General features: G+C 66.3%; 17 protein-coding genes. 9 read left to right on the forward strand and 8 right to left on the reverse strand.

Translation table 11 applies throughout. The annotated features are described in order from the left end of the window. Window positions 1–222 precede the first annotated feature (222 nt). Window positions 223–2,079 (forward strand): sigma-54-dependent Fis family transcriptional regulator, encoded by a 1,857-nt coding sequence (locus tag AAFG16_RS06745; protein WP_342738201.1) that lies wholly within the window; start codon window positions 223–225, stop codon window positions 2,077–2,079. A gap of 200 nt (window positions 2,080–2,279) precedes the next feature. Here the strand turns inward: AAFG16_RS06745 and AAFG16_RS06750 are convergent, their stop codons facing one another. Continuing rightward, entirely contained in the window at window positions 2,280–2,834 is a 555-nt protein-coding gene (locus AAFG16_RS06750; protein ID WP_342738203.1) for a flavin reductase family protein, read from the reverse strand. Between the two features lie 57 nt (window positions 2,835–2,891). Then, on the reverse strand, window positions 2,892–3,989 hold the full coding sequence (locus AAFG16_RS06755; protein WP_342740859.1) for an LLM class flavin-dependent oxidoreductase: 1,098 nt from the start codon (window positions 3,987–3,989) through the stop codon (window positions 2,892–2,894). 217 nt (window positions 3,990–4,206) lie between these two features. Between AAFG16_RS06755 and AAFG16_RS06760 the strand changes: the two genes are divergently transcribed. The 3 genes from AAFG16_RS06760 (at window position 4,207) to poxB (ending at window position 7,584) form a co-directional block, all read left to right on the forward strand. Then, window positions 4,207–5,121 (forward strand): 2-dehydro-3-deoxygalactonokinase, encoded by a 915-nt coding sequence (locus AAFG16_RS06760; RefSeq protein WP_342738205.1) that lies wholly within the window; start codon window positions 4,207–4,209, stop codon window positions 5,119–5,121. A 13-nt stretch (window positions 5,122–5,134) separates the two neighbouring features. Further along, the gene (locus AAFG16_RS06765) at window positions 5,135–5,767 is read left to right on the forward strand and encodes a 2-dehydro-3-deoxy-6-phosphogalactonate aldolase (protein ID WP_342738207.1); all 633 of its coding nucleotides are present in this window, start codon (window positions 5,135–5,137) and stop codon (window positions 5,765–5,767) included. 80 nt (window positions 5,768–5,847) lie between these two features. After that, the gene (poxB, locus tag AAFG16_RS06770; RefSeq protein ID WP_342738209.1) at window positions 5,848–7,584 is read left to right on the forward strand and encodes a ubiquinone-dependent pyruvate dehydrogenase; all 1,737 of its coding nucleotides are present in this window, start codon (window positions 5,848–5,850) and stop codon (window positions 7,582–7,584) included. Between the two features lie 57 nt (window positions 7,585–7,641). Here poxB and AAFG16_RS06775 read toward each other — a convergent pair whose 3' ends face one another. Next, entirely contained in the window at window positions 7,642–8,007 is a 366-nt protein-coding gene (locus AAFG16_RS06775; RefSeq protein ID WP_283084107.1) for a hypothetical protein, read from the reverse strand. A 68-nt stretch (window positions 8,008–8,075) separates the two neighbouring features. Continuing rightward, window positions 8,076–8,984, reverse strand: a complete 909-nt coding sequence (locus tag AAFG16_RS06780; RefSeq protein ID WP_342738212.1) for a PaaI family thioesterase — start codon at window positions 8,982–8,984, stop codon at window positions 8,076–8,078. 141 nt (window positions 8,985–9,125) lie between these two features. Between AAFG16_RS06780 and AAFG16_RS06785 the strand changes: the two genes are divergently transcribed. Further along, on the forward strand, window positions 9,126–9,437 hold the full coding sequence (locus tag AAFG16_RS06785; protein WP_342738213.1) for a hypothetical protein: 312 nt from the start codon (window positions 9,126–9,128) through the stop codon (window positions 9,435–9,437). Between the two features lie 99 nt (window positions 9,438–9,536). Here AAFG16_RS06785 and AAFG16_RS06790 read toward each other — a convergent pair whose 3' ends face one another. Beyond that, window positions 9,537–11,006, reverse strand: coding sequence for an amidase (locus AAFG16_RS06790; RefSeq protein WP_342738215.1), 1,470 nt, complete (start codon window positions 11,004–11,006; stop codon window positions 9,537–9,539). Between the two features lie 111 nt (window positions 11,007–11,117). Then, window positions 11,118–12,218 (reverse strand): ring-opening amidohydrolase, encoded by a 1,101-nt coding sequence (locus AAFG16_RS06795; protein WP_342738217.1) that lies wholly within the window; start codon window positions 12,216–12,218, stop codon window positions 11,118–11,120. A gap of 332 nt (window positions 12,219–12,550) precedes the next feature. Here AAFG16_RS06795 and AAFG16_RS06800 point away from each other — a divergent pair, with 332 nt between their 5' ends. The 4 genes from AAFG16_RS06800 to AAFG16_RS06815 all read left to right on the forward strand — a co-directional run bounded on the left by AAFG16_RS06800 (window position 12,551) and on the right by AAFG16_RS06815 (window position 17,657). Next, window positions 12,551–14,881 carry a Tex family protein gene (locus AAFG16_RS06800; RefSeq protein ID WP_342738219.1) on the forward strand — a complete coding sequence of 777 codons (2,331 nt, stop codon included), beginning with the start codon at window positions 12,551–12,553 and terminating at the stop codon, window positions 14,879–14,881. A gap of 350 nt (window positions 14,882–15,231) precedes the next feature. Continuing rightward, the gene (locus AAFG16_RS06805; protein ID WP_342738221.1) at window positions 15,232–15,810 is read left to right on the forward strand and encodes a hypothetical protein; all 579 of its coding nucleotides are present in this window, start codon (window positions 15,232–15,234) and stop codon (window positions 15,808–15,810) included. A 100-nt stretch (window positions 15,811–15,910) separates the two neighbouring features. Next, window positions 15,911–16,603 carry a response regulator transcription factor gene (locus tag AAFG16_RS06810; protein ID WP_027563808.1) on the forward strand — a complete coding sequence of 231 codons (693 nt, stop codon included), beginning with the start codon at window positions 15,911–15,913 and terminating at the stop codon, window positions 16,601–16,603. Continuing rightward, window positions 16,590–17,657 (forward strand): HAMP domain-containing sensor histidine kinase, encoded by a 1,068-nt coding sequence (locus tag AAFG16_RS06815; protein ID WP_342738223.1) that lies wholly within the window; start codon window positions 16,590–16,592, stop codon window positions 17,655–17,657. Before AAFG16_RS06810 ends, AAFG16_RS06815 begins: the two co-directional genes overlap by 14 nt. Here AAFG16_RS06815 and AAFG16_RS06820 read toward each other — a convergent pair. Both AAFG16_RS06820 and AAFG16_RS06825 read right to left on the reverse strand, forming a co-directional pair. Next, window positions 17,652–18,023, reverse strand: coding sequence for a helix-turn-helix transcriptional regulator (locus AAFG16_RS06820; protein ID WP_342738225.1), 372 nt, complete (start codon window positions 18,021–18,023; stop codon window positions 17,652–17,654). The two genes, AAFG16_RS06815 and AAFG16_RS06820, sit on opposite strands and share 6 nt — an antisense overlap. Further along, window positions 18,020–18,886, reverse strand: coding sequence for a S1C family serine protease (locus AAFG16_RS06825; protein WP_342738227.1), 867 nt, complete (start codon window positions 18,884–18,886; stop codon window positions 18,020–18,022). The genes AAFG16_RS06820 and AAFG16_RS06825 overlap by 4 nt, the downstream gene beginning before the upstream one ends. Window positions 18,887–19,089 lie beyond the last annotated feature (203 nt).

Raw genomic sequence — 19,089 nt, forward strand, 5'->3', positions numbered from 1 at the left:
ATGCCCGGGCTTGTCCCGGGCATCCACGTTCTTTCGCATACGCGGCATAGATGTGGATGGCCGGGACATAGGCGAGCGGAAGCGACGCCGTCCTTCGGACGGCTATGGCCCGGCCATGACGATGAAGAGACAGCGCGCCGTGCTTGCGTTCCCGGTTCCCGATTGACATCCCCGCGCGTGCTGCCAGACTTTGCACGATAATACAGGGTGGAGACGTCCGCGATGGCCAGCCTTTCGGCCTCGAACCATGTCGCCCGTGTTCTGTCCGTCGCCAATCATGTGGCCGACGTCGATGCCTCCTCGCGTATCGCCAATTCGTGGCGGCGCTGCCTGATCAGCCACAAGCTCGATCCCGCCCGCCAAGGTCCGCCGCAGACGCTCACCGAGGCCGAGATCCGTCACGTTGCAGGACCCATGGAAGAGGTGATCAGGCTCGCGACGCCCGACCTCGACGATCTCGCCCGCGTGCTGCGCGATGCCGGCTATTGCGTCAACCTCGCTGACGCGAACGCGACCATGCTGTTCAGCCGCCTGCCATGCGAGGCCGACGCAAAGATGTTCCTGGACTGGAAGATCTACACCGGTTCGAACTTCGCCGAGACGTTCGAGGGTACCAACGGGCTCGGCACCGCGCTTGCGGAGGAGAAGCCGATCCTGGTGCATCGCGACGAGCATTTCCGTGCGCAGTGGCACATGTTCTCCTGCGCGGTGGCGCCGCTTTTCGACCAGGCCGGCCGTCTCGCCGGCGCGATCAACATCACCTCCTGCCGCGAGGATCTCGAGCGCACCGCGCACCAGCTGGCGTTGGCGGTGACGATGGAGGCGACGCGGCGGGTGGAGGGCGCGATCTTCCGCGGCCATTTCCGCAACGCCTGGATCGCGACCGTGCCGGGCGACGGCGGCAGCGGCCTCATCGCCTATGACGACGACCGCCGCATCGTGGGCGCCTGCCGCTCGGCGCGTGCGCTGCTCGGCCTTACCGATGGCATGATCGCCTCCGGCATCGATCTGTCGCGCTACCTCAAATTCGATCATCACGCCGGGCGTAGCTCGGACGATGTCGTCGCGCTGCGCCGCGCCGACGGCAGTGCCTTGGGCCAGGGCCATATCGCGCCGCCGCAGCGTGCAAGGTCGCCCGTTCCGCGGCGAGATGTGCCCGCGGATCGCTTCGACGCGCTGAACCGGCTCGCCGGCCGCGATCCAGGCCTCGTCAAGAGCGTCAAGCGTTTGAGGAACATCGGCGATCACAATCTGCCGGTGCTGCTGCATGGCGAGACCGGCGTCGGCAAGGACGTGTTCGCGCGCGCGATTCACGCCGCCAGCAACCGCGCGCGCAACGATTACGTCGCGCTGAACTGCGCGGCGATGCCGGAAAGCCTGATCGACGCCGAGCTGTTCGGCTACGAGGCCGGCGCCTTCACCGGCGCGCGGCGCGAGGGGTCGAAGGGTCTGATCGTGCAGGCCGACGGCGGCACGCTGTTCCTCGACGAGATCGGCGACATGCCAATCGCGCTGCAGACGCGCCTCTTGCGGGTGTTGGAGAACCGCGAGGTCTGGCCGCTCGGCGCGCGGAGGCCGGTGCCGGTTGACATCCGCCTGATCAGCGCCACCCATCGCGACCTCGGCCGCATGGCGGAGGAGGGCGCCTTCCGCGCCGACCTCTATTTCCGCCTGCGCGGCATGGAGGTGCGATTGCCGGCCTTACGCGATCGCGCCGACAGGGACGATATCATCCGCCAGATCGCGCGCGAGGAAGCGCCGAACTGTCGTCTTTCTGAAGAGGTCTGGGCGCTGCTCTCGGCCTATCCCTATCCCGGCAACATGCGTCAGCTCCGCCACGTGTTGCGGCTCGCCGGCTGCACGGCAGAGAACGGCGTCATCACGGATGCGGACCTCGATCTGCCGCCGTTCGGCGGACGAGGAGCGGAGCCCGATCTTGCCGCGGCCGAGCGCGCCACGATCGTCGAGGCCTTGCGCAAGCACAGCGGCCGCGTCACCGAAGCGGCCCGCGCGCTGAAGCTCAGCCGCGCCACGCTGTATCGCAAGATCAAGCAGCTGAAGATCGAGACGGCGCAGTAGGGTTTAATTGCACGCCGCGAGCATTCTTCCCCTCTCCCCTTGTGGGAGAGGGTGGCTCGCCGCTTAGCGGCGAGACGGGTGAGGGGTATCCATCCGCGAGTCCAATTCGCATTGGAATACGCAGAGACATACCCCTCATCCGGCGCTTCGCGCCACCTTCTCCCGCAAGGGGAGAAGGTGCAGCGAGCTAGCCGCGCCGCTTACGAAAAATCCGTCCAGCTCAGATGTCGCGAGTCGAGGTCGCCGACTGAAACGGTCTCGCGGATTTCGTCAGGGACGTGGAAACTGCTCCGCAGATAGACCAGCGGCCTCGCCGCGTCCGAATGCGATACCCCACGCACCTCGCCGACGAAGATCGAATGGGTCTTGGTTTCGAACTCCTGCGCCAGCACGCAGTCGAACGCGGCGACCGCATCGCTGAGCACCGGTGCGCCGGTCGCGCCGCGCGCCCACTGGCCGAAGGCAAAACGATCGTCGCCGTTGACGCCCTTCTGCCCGCTGAAGGTCAGCGCCAGCAGCGCGTGATCCTCGTGCAGGAAGTTGATCGCGAAGGCGCCTTCCTCGCGGATGCGCGCATGCGCGCTGGCGTTGCGGTTGACGCAGACGATCAGCGACGGCGGATTGTCGGACAGCGAGCAGGCCGACGTCACGGTCAATCCGGTGCGCTTGCCGTGCTCGGCGCCGACGGTGACCAGCGCCACCGCGCCGGCGCATTGGCGCATGGCCTGCTTGAAATCCTTTGCGTCGACGCTCACGCCGAAATCTCCGAAATGAAAGCGGGTGCGGCACGATCGCGCCGCACCCGCATCGGGTCAAGCTGCCTTGCGCGCGGAGCCGAGATGCGTCAGGCGCGGCATCACCTCGTTCTTGAGCAGCGAGAGCGAATGGTGCCAGGCTTCAGCCTTGTGCTTGTAGTCAAAGCCGAACACCAAAAGCACGCCGAAGCCGCCGACCTCGTCGTAGATCTTCTCGATCTTCTCGGCGACGGTCGCGGGCGAGCCGACGATCCAGTTTCGCTTGGCGCAATATTCGACCGTGACGTCGCTGTCGGGCACGTCAGGTGCGTGCTTGAGATAGTCCTTGAAGCCGAAATGGCCGAGCAGCGGGAGGAAGTACTCGTGCATCATCCGGCCCATCATGTCACCGGTCGAGAGCCTCCAGGCCTCCTCGTCGGTGTCGGCGACGAACACCTCGCGGACCAGCCGCCAGTCCTGGCGGTTCGGCTTGCGCCCAGTCTTGGCGGCGCCGATCTCGACCGAGTCCCAGTGGCTCGAGACGTAGGCCGGATTGAGGTTGAGGCTCATCGGGATGAAGCCGCGCTCGCCCGCAAGCTTCAAGGTGTCCGAGTTCTTCGAAAGGCCTGCAACGCCGATCGGCGGATGCGGCGCCTGCAGCGGCTTGATGTGCGGTTTCAGGAAGTCGAACATCGTGTCCGGCTTGGTCACCGTCCAGTATTTGCCCTTGTGGGTGAACGGCGCCGGTTCGGTCCACAGCTTCAGGATGATCTCCAGCGCCTCGCGGGTCATGTCTCGGTTCTGCCCGCTCATGCCATCGACGTTGAACATCGCCCAGTCGCTCGGCAGGCCGCTCGCCGCGACGCCGAAATTGAGCCGGCCGTCGGACATATGGTCGAGCATCGCGACGCGGTTGGCGAGCTCGGCCGGGTGGTGATAGGGCAAGAGGAAGCCGCCCGGCCCGATGCGAAGCTTCTTGGTCTGCATCAAGGCCTGTGCGATCAGGAGGTCCGGCGTGGGATTGGGTTCCCAGGGCGCGGTGTGGTGCTCGCCGACCCAGGCCTCCTGATAGCCGAGCTCGTCGAGCCAGCGCATGACCTGCAAGTCCCAGTCGTTCCCTTCCTTCAGGCCGCACTCCGGCGGATGCGAAGGCATCGTGAAATAGCCGATCTCCATGGGTTTCCTCATCTGATGTTGACGCGTCTTGCTGCGCGGTTCACGGATGTGAGTAGGAAGGCTTCAGCAAGGCGTGTGCCAGCGCGGACCACGGCTCAGACCCGCGAGAAAAGGCTGGTTTGCGGCCGCAATAGCCGATATCCCGGGGCGGATTTGCAAGCGTCCGTCTCATTGTCGCGAGACGCGTCTTGCCGGTGAGACAAGGATACACGCCACGATGACCGAACCCGCTTTTGTCGCGGTGGACTGGGGCACCAGCAGTTTTCGGCTGTGGCTGGTCGACCGCGCCGGCCATGTGCTGGCCGAGCGCCGCAGCGGCGAGGGCATGCTGGCCGCGGCGAAGACCGGTTTTGCGGGCGTGCTGCAATCGCATCTCAGTGCGGTCGAGGCGCCCACTCATCTGCCCGTTCTGGTCTGCGGCATGGCCGGCGCCAAAACCGGCTGGGTCGAGGCCGGCTATGTCGACACGCCGGCGCCACTTGCCGCCATCCTGAAGCAGGCCGCGCGCGTGCCGGGTGAGGCGCGCGACATCCGCATCCTGCCCGGTATCGCGCAGCGCGATGCCAAGGCACCCGACGTGATGCGCGGCGAGGAGACGCAGCTGCTCGGCGCGCTTGGCCTCGATGCCGCCGGCGAGGCGCTGGTCTGCATGCCCGGGACTCATTCGAAATGGGTGCGCGTCACGGGCGGCACCGTCGCGCATTTCTCCACCTTCATGACCGGCGAGCTCTTCAGCGTGGTCTCGCGCGAGACGATCTTGTCGTTCGCGGTTGCCAATGCCGACGACGCTGAAGATGTCGCGAGCTTCAAGGCGGCGGTGAAAGCTGCGTTCGAAGCTCCGGCCTTCGCCGCCAATCTCCTGTTCGGCGCGCGGGCGCGGCAGCTGCTGTTCGGCGGCACGCCGGCTGCGGCGCGCGAAACGCTGTCGGGCACATTGATCGGCGCCGAGCTCGCTGCCGGGCTTTCCGGCGCGGTGCCGAAAGCGGGCATCACGCTGATTGCGTCGGGGCGCCTGGCGACGCTGTACCGGCTCGCCTTCGATGCGCTGTCGGTCACCGTGCAACCGGTCGATGCGGATGAAGCGGTCCGCCGCGGCCTGTCGATGGCCGCTGCTGCGATCTGGACCAAGTAAAAGGATTTTTGAGATGAGCGTTCCTTTTCCGCCGATGCAGCGTCCGCTGGTCGCGATCCTGCGTGGCGTCAAGCCGGAGGAGACCGAGGCCATCGTCGGCGTTCTGATCGAGGCCGGCATGACCGCGATCGAGATTCCCTTGAACTCGCCCGATCCGTTCCGCTCCATTGCAACAGCCGTGAAGCTCGCGCCGGCCGGCGTACTGATCGGCGCCGGGACGGTCCTGACTGCCGCAGACGTCGACCGCCTCAACGATGTCGGCGGCAAGCTGATGGTCTCGCCCAATGTCGATACTGACGTGCTGGCGCGCGCGCATCAGCACGGCATGGTGACCTTGCCCGGCGTGTTCTCGCCGACCGAGGCGCTGCTCGCGGCACGCTCCGGCGCATCGGGCCTGAAATTCTTTCCGGCGAGCGTGCTGGGGGCATCTGGCATAGCGGCGATTCGCGCCGTGCTGCCGGCAGGCGTGATGATCGCCGCCGTCGGCGGCGTCTCCGATCAGAACTTTGCCGAGTACATCAAGGGTGGCGTGACGGCGTTCGGGCTGGGCTCGAGCCTCTACAAGCCCGGCATGTCGGCCGCCGATGTCGCGGCGCGCGCGAAGGCGACGATTGTGGCCTATGATCGGGCGATTGCGAAAGACTGAAGCATCAATAAACCAGCCGTGATGCCGTCACGGTCGCGCTTTATCCTATCTTGCTCTACCGGCGAGATCAGGAGACCGACATGGCGATCAACAACGTGGCCGATCTGTTCGTGGCAACACTCGAACAGGCCGGCGTCAAACGCATCTACGGCATCGTCGGCGACAGCCTGAACGCCCTCACCGAGGCGCTGCGCCGCCGTGGCACCATCGAGTGGATCCATGTCCGGCACGAGGAGGTCGCAGCCTTCGCGGCCGCCGGCGAAGCCGAGATGACGGGAAGCCTCGCGGTCTGCGCGGGTTCCTGCGGCCCGGGTAATCTGCATCTGATCAACGGCCTGTTCGACGCGCATCGCAGCCGTGTTCCCGTGCTGGCGATCGCGGCGCAAATTCCGACCGCAGAGATCGGCGGCGGCTATTTCCAGGAGACACATCCGCAAAACCTCTTTCGCGAATGCAGCCATTATTGCGAGCTGGTCTCGGACGCGAGCCAGCTTCCTTATGTGCTGGAGAACGCGATCCGCGCGGCGGTCGGTCTGCGCGGCGTCGCCGTCGTCGCCATGCCCGGCGATGTCGCCTTCCGCTCGCCGCCCAAGCGCGAGATATCGACGACGCGCGGGCTTGCGCTGGCCGCGCCAAAGGTCGTGCCGCAGGCCGATGAGCTCAAGGCGCTGGCGGATCTCCTCAACGGCGCCGAGCGCATCACGCTGTTCTGCGGCCGCGGCTGTGCCGGTGCGCATCCGCCGCTGATGCAGCTCGCAGAGAGCCTCAAGAGCCCGATCGTCCACGCGCTCGGCGGCAAGGAGCATGTCGAATACGACAACCCCTACGATGTCGGCATGACCGGCTTCATCGGTTTCTCCTCGGGCTATGCCGCCATGCACGCCTGCGACGCGCTGGTGATGCTCGGCACCGATTTCCCCTACAAGCAATTCTTCCCTGTTGATGCGAAGGTCGCGCAGATCGACATCCGTCCGGAAAATCTCGGCCGGCGCTGCAAGATCGATCTCGGCCTCGTCGGCGACGTCAAGCTGACTATCGAGGCGCTGCTGCCGCTGCTCAAGACCAAGACGCAGCGCAGGCATCTCGACGATGCGGTCGCGCACTACAAGAGGGCGCGCGAGGGCCTCGACTCGCTTGCGAAGGGCACGCCCGGTAGCAAGCCGATCCATCCGCAATATCTGGCCAAGGTCATCAGCGACCACGCGTCCGACGATGCCGTGTTCACCGCCGATGTCGGCACGCCCACGGTGTGGGCCGCACGCTATCTCGACATGAACGGCCGGCGCCGATTGATCGGCTCGTTCGCGCACGGCTCGATGGCCAACGCCATGCCGCAGGCGATCGGCGCGCAGGCTGCGCAGCCCGGCCGGCAGGTGATCTCGCTCTCGGGCGACGGCGGCTTCACCATGCTGATGGGCGACCTGATCACGCTGACGCAGATGAAGCTGCCGGTGAAGGTCGTCGTCTTCAACAACGGCGTGCTCGGCTTCGTCGCGCTGGAGATGAAGGCGGCGGGCTTCGTCGACACCAATGTCGATCTGGAGAATCCCGACTTCGCGGCGATGGCGCGTGCGATGGGCATCTTCGCCAAACGCGTCGAAGACCCCGGCGAGCTGCCGGGCGCGACGAAGGAGATGCTGGCGCACAATGGCCCCGCGCTGCTCGATGTCGTCACCGCGAAGCAGGAGCTGTCGATGCCACCGACCATCACGGCCGAGCAGGTCAAGGGCTTCAGCCTCTGGGTGTTGCGCGCCGTGATGAACGGCCGCGGCGACGAGGTGCTCGACCTCGCGAAGACCAATCTGCTGCCGCGGTGATTTCAGCTGAGGAAGTTCGGTTCACCTCTCCCCGTCGGGGAGAAGTGGGCACCCGATTCAGCTGCGCTTTGCGGACGGCAATGGCAGCCGCTCGTGGCGGCGTTGGAAGCGCTGCCAGTGCAGCACGATGCCGATCAGCAAGGCCGGCAGGAAGCCGAGCGCGATCAGGAAATGCGGCAGCTGCGTCGGCGAGATGAACGCCATGGCGATGTCGGATATCAGCCAGAGCGCCGCGAACATCACCGCGAAATCGGTGCGTGGGCAGCGCAGATAGTAGAACACGGCGGTGATGACGATGGCGGGCCCGATCGCAATCCCGATCATCACCGCCGTCAGCTCTTTCGGCGTCAACGCGTCGAGCACCATCGCTGCCAGCAGCCAGAGCGCGGCGAACATGGCGACGATGTCGAGCGGATGCCGCAACCCAATACCTCTCGCAGGAAATGCGCTATCGTTGTGGCCCGGCCCCCTGCCGTCAAGGGAAAATACGCCTATTCCTCGTCGCTTCCGGGCGTTGGCCGCAGCATGAAATGGCCGAAAGCGGTGGCGATCGGCTTGTCCGCATCGTCTTGCCAGGCCCGCGCCTCGAAAGCGACGATGCGCCGGCCCTGCTTTACGATCGAGACATCGGCAATGCTGTCGAGCGCGCGGCCGGAACGCAGATAGTTGACGGTGAGCCCGATCGGCTTGGGCAGCGCGGCGATGCCGAGCTCGCGCGTTACACCGACGATCGCGGTGGTCTCGAGAAAAGCGCCGGTCATGCCGCCATGGATCGCGGGCAGGATCGGGTTGCCGATGATTTTCGGCGAGAACGGCATGGTCAGCGTGCCGTCGTCATTGATGCGGATGCCGAGGCAGCGTGCGAACGGGCTGCTCGCGAACGGGCCGTCCGGGTCCTCCGGTGCTTCCAGCGTCGGGATGCTGCGCGCATCCATCCTGCGGTCGGCGAGCATGTTGGTGCGGTTGGCGCCGATCATGAAGCAGGCGGTCGCGGTCGCGACCGGATCATCCTCGGACTCCTGATACGCCGTGGAGCGCACGAACGCGATCGAGCGCGTCGTACGGTAGCAGACCGAATGCGCCTTGATGTCGAGACCCGGCGTTGCCGGCTTCTGGTAGTCGATGCGCAAGTCCAGGGTTGCGATCGCTCGTGTGCCGTCAAGCGCGAGTTGCACGGCCATTCCGCAGCTCTCGTCCAGCATCGCGGTGACGACGCCGCCATGCAGCACGCCGGTCTCGCTATCGCCGACGAAGACGGGGCGGTAGGGCAGGCTGGACCAGGCTTCGCCGGCCGCAAAGCGGTCGAGCTGGAGCCCGCTGATATGGCCGTAATCGGAACGGCGGCCCTTGATCGCCTCGGCGAGTTCCTCGAAGGGGAGGGTGGCAGGTGGAGTGGACATGACGACGTTCTAGACCAGTGGCGGGCGCGGCGCAAAACCCCCGAATGCGCCGGCAGGCCGGGCCGGTTGGGCCTCGACAGGGCGGTCGGAAGCAACGATGGTGGGCGCTTCGTTCGTTTCGACCAGCCGCAAGGAGCGCCCATGACCGACCCCGAAACGCCCGCTCAGGGGCCCGTCACCATTTCGAGCTCGAGCTCGGAGCGCGCGCCGATCATCTATTTCGACGGCGCCTCCTGCTTCGGCCATCACAACGGCGCGATCCAGATCGAGCTCGCCGCGAACCTGCTGATGCCGGTCGGCGCCGCGGTCAGGGTCGACGTGGTCCAGACCGCGCATCTGCGTTGCAGCGTGGCCGCCGCGCTTGCCTTGCGTGAAGCGCTCGACAAGGCTCTGGCGATGTACAAGCAGGGCCAGCAGCAGCCAACGGAGGACATTCCGGCGGTGAAGAATTGAGATCACCACGAAATCAGACCTCATTCTGAGGGCCCGCCAACGGCGGGCGTCTCGAAGGATGGCCGCAAGCGCGCGGCCATCCGCAGCGAATAGCTTCGCCTAGCTCACATGCACCTTCGGCTTCTTGCCGCCGTTCCATTTGCCGTCGAGCGCGCGCTCGATGTGGGCGGCGAGTTGCAGCAACAGGCCGTCATTGGCCTGCTTGGCGATCGCCTGGATGCCGAGCGGCAGGCCGTGGTCTTGCGCCGCCATCGGCATCGAGATCGCCGGCATGCCGCAGAGATTGGCGAGCGGCGTGAAGGCGAAGAAGCGCCAGAGATTGCCGAACCAGTCGAGCACATCGGGATTGTCGGAGATGGTGAGATATTCTTTTGTGCCGACCTTCGGCGTCGGCAGCGCGGTGATCGGCGTCAGGATCACGTCCCACTGCTCGAAGAACGCGCCGAAGCCGCGCGAGGTGGTGTTGAATACGCCCTGCATCTTCGCGCGCTCGGCGAAGCTGGTGTGACGGCCGGCTTCCCAGATCCGGATATTCATGGGCTCGATCAGGTCTTCCGGCGGCTTTTCAAGCCCGCGCGCGGCGAGCATGTTGGAGATCACCACGGCAAAATTGCTGATGTAGCAGGTGGTCTGTGCCGCGAAGGCAGCGCGGAAGTCGAGCTCGGGCAGCGCGTAGTCGACGTGATGGCCGAGGCCTTCGAGGAAACGGCCGGTCTTTTCCAGCTCGGCGGCGATCTCCGGCGTCGCGGTGTAATCGCCCCAGGTGTGGGACAGCGCGATACGGAGCTTGCCCGGATCGCGCTTGATCATCTCCGAATAAGGCTGCGCCGTGGTCCAGAACGGCATGAACTCGCCGGGCGCGGGCCCACGGGCGTGATCGACGAAGGCGGCGGTGTCGCGCACCGAGCGCGACTGGCAGCCCTGGATCGAGACCAGGCCGGTGAGGTCGGACATGTGCGGCGCGAGCGAGAACACGCCGCGCGAGACCTTCAGGCCGATATTGCCGTTGACGCCGGCGGGAATGCGGATCGAGCCGCCGCCGTCGGTCGCATGCGCGATCGGCACCACGCCGGCCGCGACCATCGCGGCGCTGCCCGCCGATGATCCACAGGTGGTGTAATCGGTATTCCAGGGATTGCGTGTGACGTAGACGGCGGGATTGTCGGCCGAACTGCACACGCCGAATTCCGGCGTCGTGGTGCGCCCGATCAGGTTCAGTCCTGCCTGGCGGAATTTGCCGGTGAGGAACGTGTCGGCGGCGGCGCGATTGCCGCGCATCAACAGCGAGCCCATCTCCTGGAGCCGGCCCTTCATGGTCGGGCCGAGATCCTTCATCAGGAAGGGCAGGCCTGCGAAGGGACCTGCGAGATTGGCGCCGTCCTTGGCGGGCTCGGCGATCACGTCCTCGAACAGCTCGACCACGCCCGACAGCGCCGGATTGACCTTGGCTACGCCGGCGGCCGCCTGCCGCGCCAGTTCCTTGGCCGTCAGCTCGCCCTTGCGGACGCGCGCCGCCAGCGCGACGCCATCGTGCTGCGCCCATTCATTCCAGCTCATCGGCAAAGTCATGAAGTCAAATCCCCTAAGATGCGGGCGCCACCTTTTTCGCAAGGAACCGCATGAATCAACCGAGCCGGCGCGAAGGGCAGGGTTGCGCCGGGCGGAGGGGTCGCGGCGTCATTAAGGCAGCCGCGCGATGACCGCAACCGGCCCGCCGCCGGCCGGCCCCTGATGCTCGGCGCCGCCGGAGACGTAGATCGCGCCGGTGCCGGCAAGCCCCGCGATCAGGCCGCCGACCGCGGCGCGAGCATGGCGCGTCGAGCTGATGTCGGTGTCTTCCAGCATGGTGTGCCGGTAGCCGCGCACTGTGCCATCAGGCGAGGCCTCGGCCTTGGCGAAGATGTTGACGAGCTCGCGGCCCGGCTGCGGCGTCGTGCCAAGCCCGACGCTGTTCAGCGCCGACACCACTGCAGGGGCATCGATCGCATCACTCATCACGGCATGCCCGATCTCGAGCTCGCTCGCTGACGACGCCGAGTTGCCGAGCACGATGACGACATTGTGCATCAGCTCGATGCCTGATGAGGTCGAGGCGACGTTCGAGAACAGGTCGTAGCGCCGCAGCACGTCCTCATCGCGAATGTCAGATGAGGTTTCACCGAGCGCGACCGCAACCCCGAGCGCGGAGGCGCCGCGCGAATAGGCCATCGAGCTGTAGGAGCTCGTCGTCGCCGTCTTGTTGCCGCGCGCGATTGCCGCCGCGAACCGTTCGCTGGTGAGCAGCGGGCATTTGATCTGGACGAAATGAACGTCAGTGGGATCGGTGATGCCGGCATCGTCCATGGCGGCTTTCACGGCCGTGGCCGTCTCAGCGATCTGAGCGGTGCGGCCAAGCTCCTCGGGCAGGAAGTCTCTCGTATGCGCCATGCCGATGCTGAGCCGCTTGCCGGAGAGGCTGGCCGTTCGCTCGGCCTCGCGGCGCGTGAATACCGTGATATGCGGGCTGAGCACGCCTTCGGTGCCGCCGGACATCACGAAGGCGATGCGTTGCTCGACGGCCTCTGGCGACAGCCCGAGCCTGGGCGCCAGCGCGGTGCACAGCGCGGCGACGGCATATTCCCGGGTAAAATCGTTGACGCCGCCATTGCCCTCGGTCTTGCCGAGAATGGCGAGGATTGTTTTGGGATCGATCGCGCCGGAGCCGATCATGGCCATCAGGCCGGAGACGTCACCGGGGCCCCTGGTGGCGATCTTGAAGACGCCGACCGCAGTTGTCCGCATGATAGTCCTCGTGTGGAGTTCGGTGGTCCGGCAGATCAAACAGGCGCGGAACACGGGGCTGATGTCAAGCGGCACGCGTCATCTCTGACCGTCGCCCTTAGGTGCGCCTCCTCGGCGAGCCTGACGGGTCTGCTGTTCTGGTCTGCCGTGACGCAAGCGAGAAGCCGCCGACATCCCCACGATTGTGGCGAGATCGCATCGGTCTGGCAAAAAAATCCTCTGTCGACGGTTGCGCGGCGCACCTTGATGAATCAACCTTGGTTGGTCCATAAGCGGCGTCCCGCGGCCGGATTTCGGTCTGCGTCGCGTGCTTGGATAGAGGGAATTCTCGCGTGGCAAATATCAACCAGAAAATTGCGCAGGAGCTTGGGGTTCGGGCCGAGCAGGTCGAGGCGGCGGTGACGCTGCTCGACGGCGGCGCCACGGTTCCCTTCATCGCCCGCTACCGCAAGGAAGCGACCGGCGCGCTCGACGACGCACAATTGCGCACCCTGGAGGAGCGCCTGGTCTACCTGCGCGAGCTCGAGGATCGCCGCAAGGCCATTCTGGAGTCGGTGCGCGAGCAGGGCAAGCTCGATGCCGCGCTCGAAGCGTCGATCATGGCCGCCGACAGCAAGGCGAGGCTCGAAGACATCTATCTGCCGTTCAAGCCGAAGCGCCGCACCAAGGCGGAAGTCGCCAAGGAAGCCGGCCTCGAGCCGCTCGCCAATCAGCTCATCGCCGAGCCCGGTAACGATCCGAAGGTTGTAGCCGAGGGCTTCATCAACGCCGAGAAGGGCGTTGCCGATGCCACTGCGGCGCTCGACGGCGCGCGCGCCATCCTGGTCGAACGCTTCGACGAAGACGCCGACCTGATTGGCGCCTTGCGCGAAGACGTGTGGACCAATGCGCGCATGGCGTCCAAGGTGCGCGACGGCAAGAAGACCGAGGGCGAGAAGTTCGCCGACTATTTCGAGTTCTCCGAGCCCCTGACGAAACTCCCCTCGCACCGCATCCTCGCGATGTTCCGCGGCGAGAAGGAAGAGATTCTCGATCTGCAGATTCAGGCCGAGGAAGCGCCGCCCGCCGGCGTTCCGGGCGCCTATGAACTGAAGATCATGAAGCGGTTCGGCATCGCCGACCTCAAGCGCGCCGGCGACCGCTGGCTGATCGACACCGTGCGCTGGGCCTGGCGCACCAAGATCCAGGTGCATCTCAACATCGATTTGCGCATGCGGCTCTGGAACGCGGCCGAGACCGAGGCCGTCCGCGTGTTCGCCTCCAATCTGCGCGACCTGCTACTCGCGGCGCCCGCCGGCACCCGCGTCACCATGGGTCTCGATCCTGGCTACCGCACCGGCGTCAAGGTCGCTGTCACCGATGCGACCGGCAAGGTCGTCGATACCGCGGTGATCTATCCGCATGAGCCGCAGCGGCAGTGGAACGAGTCGCTGGCGACACTCGGCCGGCTCGCCATGAAGCATCGCGTCGAGCTGATCGCGATCGGCAACGGCACCGCCTCGCGCGAGACCGACAAGCTCGCAGGCGATCTCGTCAAGGGCCTCGCCGAGCTGAAGATGTCCAAGATCGTGGTGTCGGAAGCCGGCGCGTCGGTCTATTCGGCCTCCGCCTTCGCCTCGGAGGAATTGCCCGGCCTCGACGTCACCCTGCGCGGTGCGGTCTCGATCGCCCGCCGCCTGCAGGATCCGCTCGCCGAGCTCGTCAAAATCGAGCCCAAGGCGATCGGCGTCGGCCAGTATCAGCATGACCTCGGCCAGGCCAAGCTCGCCAAATCGCTCGACGCCGTGGTCGAAGACTGCGTGAACGCGGTCGGCGTCGACGTCAACACCGCCTCCGCGCCGCTGCTGGCCCGCGTGTCGGGCGTCGGCTCGGGTCTTGCCCAGAGCATCGTGGCGCATCGCGACGCCAACGGCCCGTTCAAGTCGCGCAAGGCGCTCAAGGACGTGCCGCGGCTCGGGCCGAAGGCGTTCGAGCAGTGCGCCGGCTTCCTGCGCATCCTCGGCGGCGAAGACCCGCTCGATGCCTCCGGCGTGCATCCGGAAGCCTATCCGGTGGTGCGCCGGATCCTCGCGGCCACCAAGAGCGACATCAAGGCGCTGATCGGCTCAAGCGAGATCGTTCGCACGCTCAAGCCGAAGGACTTCGTCGACGAGACCTTCGGTCTGCCGACCGTCACCGACATTCTGCGCGAATTGGAAAAGCCCGGCCGCGACCCGCGTCCGGCGTTCAAGGCCGCGGTGTTCAAGGAAGGCGTCGAGGAGATCAAGGACCTCCAGAAGGGCATGATCCTCGAGGGCACCGTGACCAACGTCGCCGCCTTCGGCGCCTTCGTCGACATCGGCGTGCACCAGGACGGCCTCGTGCACATCTCGGCGATGTCCCGGAACTACATCAAGGATCCGCGCGAGGTGGTGAAGCCCGGCGACATCGTCAAGGTGAAGGTGCTGGACTTCGAGGTCGCCCGCAAGCGCATCTCACTCACCCTGCGCCTCGACGACGAGGTCGGCGCCAAGAAGGACGCGCCGGGCATGCAGCGCGACAACTCGCGCAACACGAGCCGCATGACCTCGTCGGCGCCGCGCAAGCAGGAATCGTCCGGCGGCGGCGCCCTCGCCGAAGCCATGCGCCGCGCCGCCGAGAAGAGCAACGGCAAGCGGGCTTGATTTCTTTAACCTCTCCCCGCCCTTTGCGGGGAGAGGTCGGAATTCGCGCGCAGCGCGGATTCCGGGTGAGGGGCAGTGCAAACTCTCGACCAGATCAATGGTCCATCCGGCTCCTGTGCGCCCTCAATTTAAATCGAATTCGTGGACACAGCCCCTCACCCCACCCTCTCAGCGCGAGCCAAGCTCGTCGCGCCCCCGTAAGAACGGGGAGAGGGAGTGCACGAGCTGGGCCTCCCTAACACCCGCGTCAGAATCTGGCGCGTTTGTAAGTTGAAGCTGCCCGTTCCTTCCCCTCATCTGATCATCCTCGTGCGGCGCGGTGACCGCCGCAGTGCAAGGAGGATGCTTCGATGAACAACAGGCTTCTCAAAAGCTTCACCGCGGCGACGCTCGCAGCGATGATGGCGGTTGCTTCACCAGTGCTCGCGCGTGGCGGCGGTGGTGGCGGTGGCGGCGGGCACGGCGGCGGCTTTGGCGGTGGCGGCTTTGGTGGCGGCGGCCATGGCGGCTTCGGCGGCGGCGGGCATTTCGGCGGCGGCGGAATGCATGCGGGTGGCTTCGGCGGCGGCATGCATGGCGGAGGTTTCGGCGGCGGCATGCGTGGCGCAGGTTTCGGCGGCATGCGTGTCGGCGGGATGGGCGGCGCCAGCTTCGCCCGTGTCGGCGGGCCAGGCTTTGCTCGACCTGCCTTCGGCGGACCACGCTTCGCGCATGCGGCGATCGGACCGCGCTTTGCCGGCGCCGGCTGGCACGGCAGGACCTTCATCGGCCGCCACGCCTTCTTCCGGCATAATCACTTCCGTCGTTTCGCTTTCATCGGCGGGCCCTTCTACGCCGATTATTACAACTATTACGACGATGGCTGCTGGCGCAGGAGCTTGACGCCCTACGGCTGGCAATGGGTCAATGTGTGCGGAGACTATTGGTAGACGCATCGCCGTACCGCACCATTGTCGCGATCGCCACCGGGCGGTTCCGCTCAGCCCCGGAACGGGATAGTCTGGTGGCGATCGTCGCGCGGAGTTTCGCATGACCGGAGGTCACCGCCGCATCCTGGTCGTCGAGGACGATCCGGAAACCGCAGGCCAGCTCGTCGAGGAATTGACCACCTCGGGCTATGAGGTCGATCTCGCCGCGACCGGGCGCGAGGCCCTCAGCCACGGCGCGGCACGCGACTATGCCGTGATCACGATCGACCGCATGCTGCCCGATATCGACGGCATCACCGTGATGCGGCAGTTGCGCGATGACGGCATCGCCGCGCCCTTCCTGATCATCTCGGCGCTCGGCGAGGTCGATGACCGCGTGCGCGGCTTGCGCGCCGGCGGCGACGACTATCTCGTCAAGCCGTTCTCCTTCGTCGAGCTTCTTGCTCGTCTTGAGGCATTGGGCCGTCGCAGCGAGACCATCGCCAAGGAAACCATCTTGCGCGTCGGTGATCTCGCCGTCGACCTGATCGCGCGCAATGCCAGCCGCCGCGGCCGCAAGATTCCGCTGCTGCCGCGCGAATTCCAGCTGCTCGAATATCTCGTGCGCAACGAGGGGCGCGTCGTTTCCCGTGCGATGCTGCTCCAGCATGTCTGGGATCTGCATTTCGATCCTTCCACCAACATCATCGATGTCTATGTTGGCCGCGTTCGCCGCAAGGTCGACGATGCCCAGGCCTATCCGCTGATCCACACCATCCGCGGCATCGGATATTGCCTCCGTGCTCCTGGCTAAGACGCTCCGCTCCTCAACCTTTCGCCTTGCGCTGATCGCGATCGCGGTGTTCGGGCTGATCGTCGCGGCGATCATGGCCTATGTCTATTTCGGCACGCTTGCCTATGTGCGGAGCCGGGTCGGCAATGCCGGCGATCACGGCGATTTCACCGCGATGATCGGGCTCGCGATGTTCGCGGTCGCGATGCTCCTGGCCATGCTTGCGGGCCTTGCGGCAGTGCTGGTGACGCGGCGCACGGTCGGCCGGATCGAGGAGATCAATGCCACCAGCCGCGCCATCATGCTGTCGGGCCTCGACCGGCGCATTCCCTTGCGCGGCAGCCACGACGAATGGGACCGCGTTGCCGAGAACCTCAATCAGATGCTCGATCGCATCGAGACGCTGATGGGCGAGGTCAAACAGGTCAGCGACAACGTCGCCCATGATCTGCGCACGCCGCTGACGCGCATGCGCGGCCGGCTGGAAAAGGCCTACCACACCCCGCGCGGCAGCGAGGCCGATGCCGCGCTGATCGGCGACACCATCGCCGATCTCGATGCCGTGCTCGGCATGTTCGCCTCCATCACGCGGATATCGGAGATCGAGACCCGCGCCCGCAAGGGCGCCTTCCGCAGGCTCAATCTCGTCGAGGTTGCCAGCGAGGTGGTCGAGCTCTACGACGCCGCCGCCGAAGAGGTCGCGACCCGTCTCAGCATCAGTGGCGACCGCGAGGTCTCCGTGACGGGCGACCGCGACCTGCTGTTCGATGCCATCGCCAATCTCGTCGACAATGCGATCAAGCACGGCCGCGCAGGCGGGCAGGTCACGGTGACCTGCCGCAGCGCCGAGGGCGGCGCTGACATCGCGATCGCGGATGACGGTCCGGGCATTCCCGCCGAGCAGCGCGATCACGTCTTCAAGCGTTTCACCCGGCTCGAACAGAGCCGCTACACGCCGGGCAACGGCCTGGGCCTCAGCCTCGTCGCAGCCGTCGCGCGCCTCCACGGCGCCGAGATAACCCTGCACGACAACGCGCCGGGTCTCACGGTCCGGCTCAGCTTCCCCACGTCATAGCTCGATCACGCCGCGGCGTGCGGCATGTGCGACCGCATCGGTGCGGCCGGTGGCATCGAGCTTGTCCAGCAGTGAGCCGACATGGAATTTCACCGTGTGCACGGAGATGTTGAGCTGGCGCGCGATCATCTTGTTGGAGGCGCCCTCAGCCATCAGCGCCAGCACGTCGAGCTCGCGCTGCGTCAGCGCGATATCGTCGGGCATGCGGCGCGGATCGCGCGCGATGATCGTCGCTGTGGCGGTCTCGCCCGGCGCGGCAAGACGAAGCCCCGCGACGCTGGCGAGCAGCGTTGCGAGGCGATCGGCAAGGGCGGGATCGTCGATCTCGAGGGACAGAACGATCTCCGGCGTCGTGTCCGCGCTCACGCCTCCGGCCTCTCGCCGATCGTGACCTTGAAGCTGGCCGGCTCGCCGCCGCGGCGCACCGCGACGTCGACCACCGTGCCGACGCTCGCCGGCCCCAATGTCCGCGACAGCGCCCGCACGCCTGAGAGCTTCTGGTCGTTGACCGCGACGATCACGTCGCCCTGGCGAATGCCGGCCGCGGCGGCCGGCCCCGCCTTGTCGACATTCATCACCATCGCGCCGACGCCGTCGTCAAGTCGCACCGGCTGGAGCCCGAGACCGAGATAGCCGCGGGCGATGCGGCCGCGCGTCTCGAGCTGCGCCGCGACGCGCTCGATCGTCGCTGTGGGAATGACGAGCACGCGCCGCGGCCCGAGCACGGCCATGCCGAAGGCCTCGCCCGATGCATCGAGCGCGAGCCCGCCCTCCTGGCTATCGCGCAGGCGCAGGTCGAGCTCGATCCGCGCATCGATGTCGCCGCCGCGTAGGGAGCGCCAGCCTTTGCCCGATGCCGATACCATTCCAAGCGCCGCGCTCGGGGCGTCGCGATCGGTGGTGACGACGACCGAGAGCGAGCCGAGGGGAGGGGCCGTTGCGGCCAGTTTCACCGGCGCGATATCGGTGTTGGCGCGCAGCAGCGCGATATCGGTGGTGTGGTCGCGGCCCGCGATCGTGGCGACAGCGGTGCTGCCGTCGGGCAGGCCGATCTGGACCTCGCCCTCGTCGGCCAGCGCCTCGTCGGCGGTGACGATCAGGCCGGGCTTCCAGACGAAGCCGGTCGAGCGGGAGCGATGCGAATGCACGGAGACGATGGACGGCGCGGTGCGCGCCACGACGTCCGCGAGCGCGGACGAGAGTGAAGACAGAGGAGTGGGGTCGGTCATAGCGGGCTCCTGTAAGCTGTCCACAATCTGGGATGTCGCCGGCATTTGCGAAACTGGCCGGGTGGCCAGGACTTCGCGTCAGGACTTCGCGTCAGGACTTCGCGTCAGGACTTCGCGTCAGGACCTGGCTTCCGTAAGAACCACGGCCGACGAATATGTGATTGGGAGGCGCTCACGAGAACGTGTAGCAATCGCCAAATTGC

This window comes from Bradyrhizobium sp. B117 (genome assembly GCF_038969555.1).
Lineage (GTDB): Bacteria > Pseudomonadota > Alphaproteobacteria > Rhizobiales > Xanthobacteraceae > Bradyrhizobium.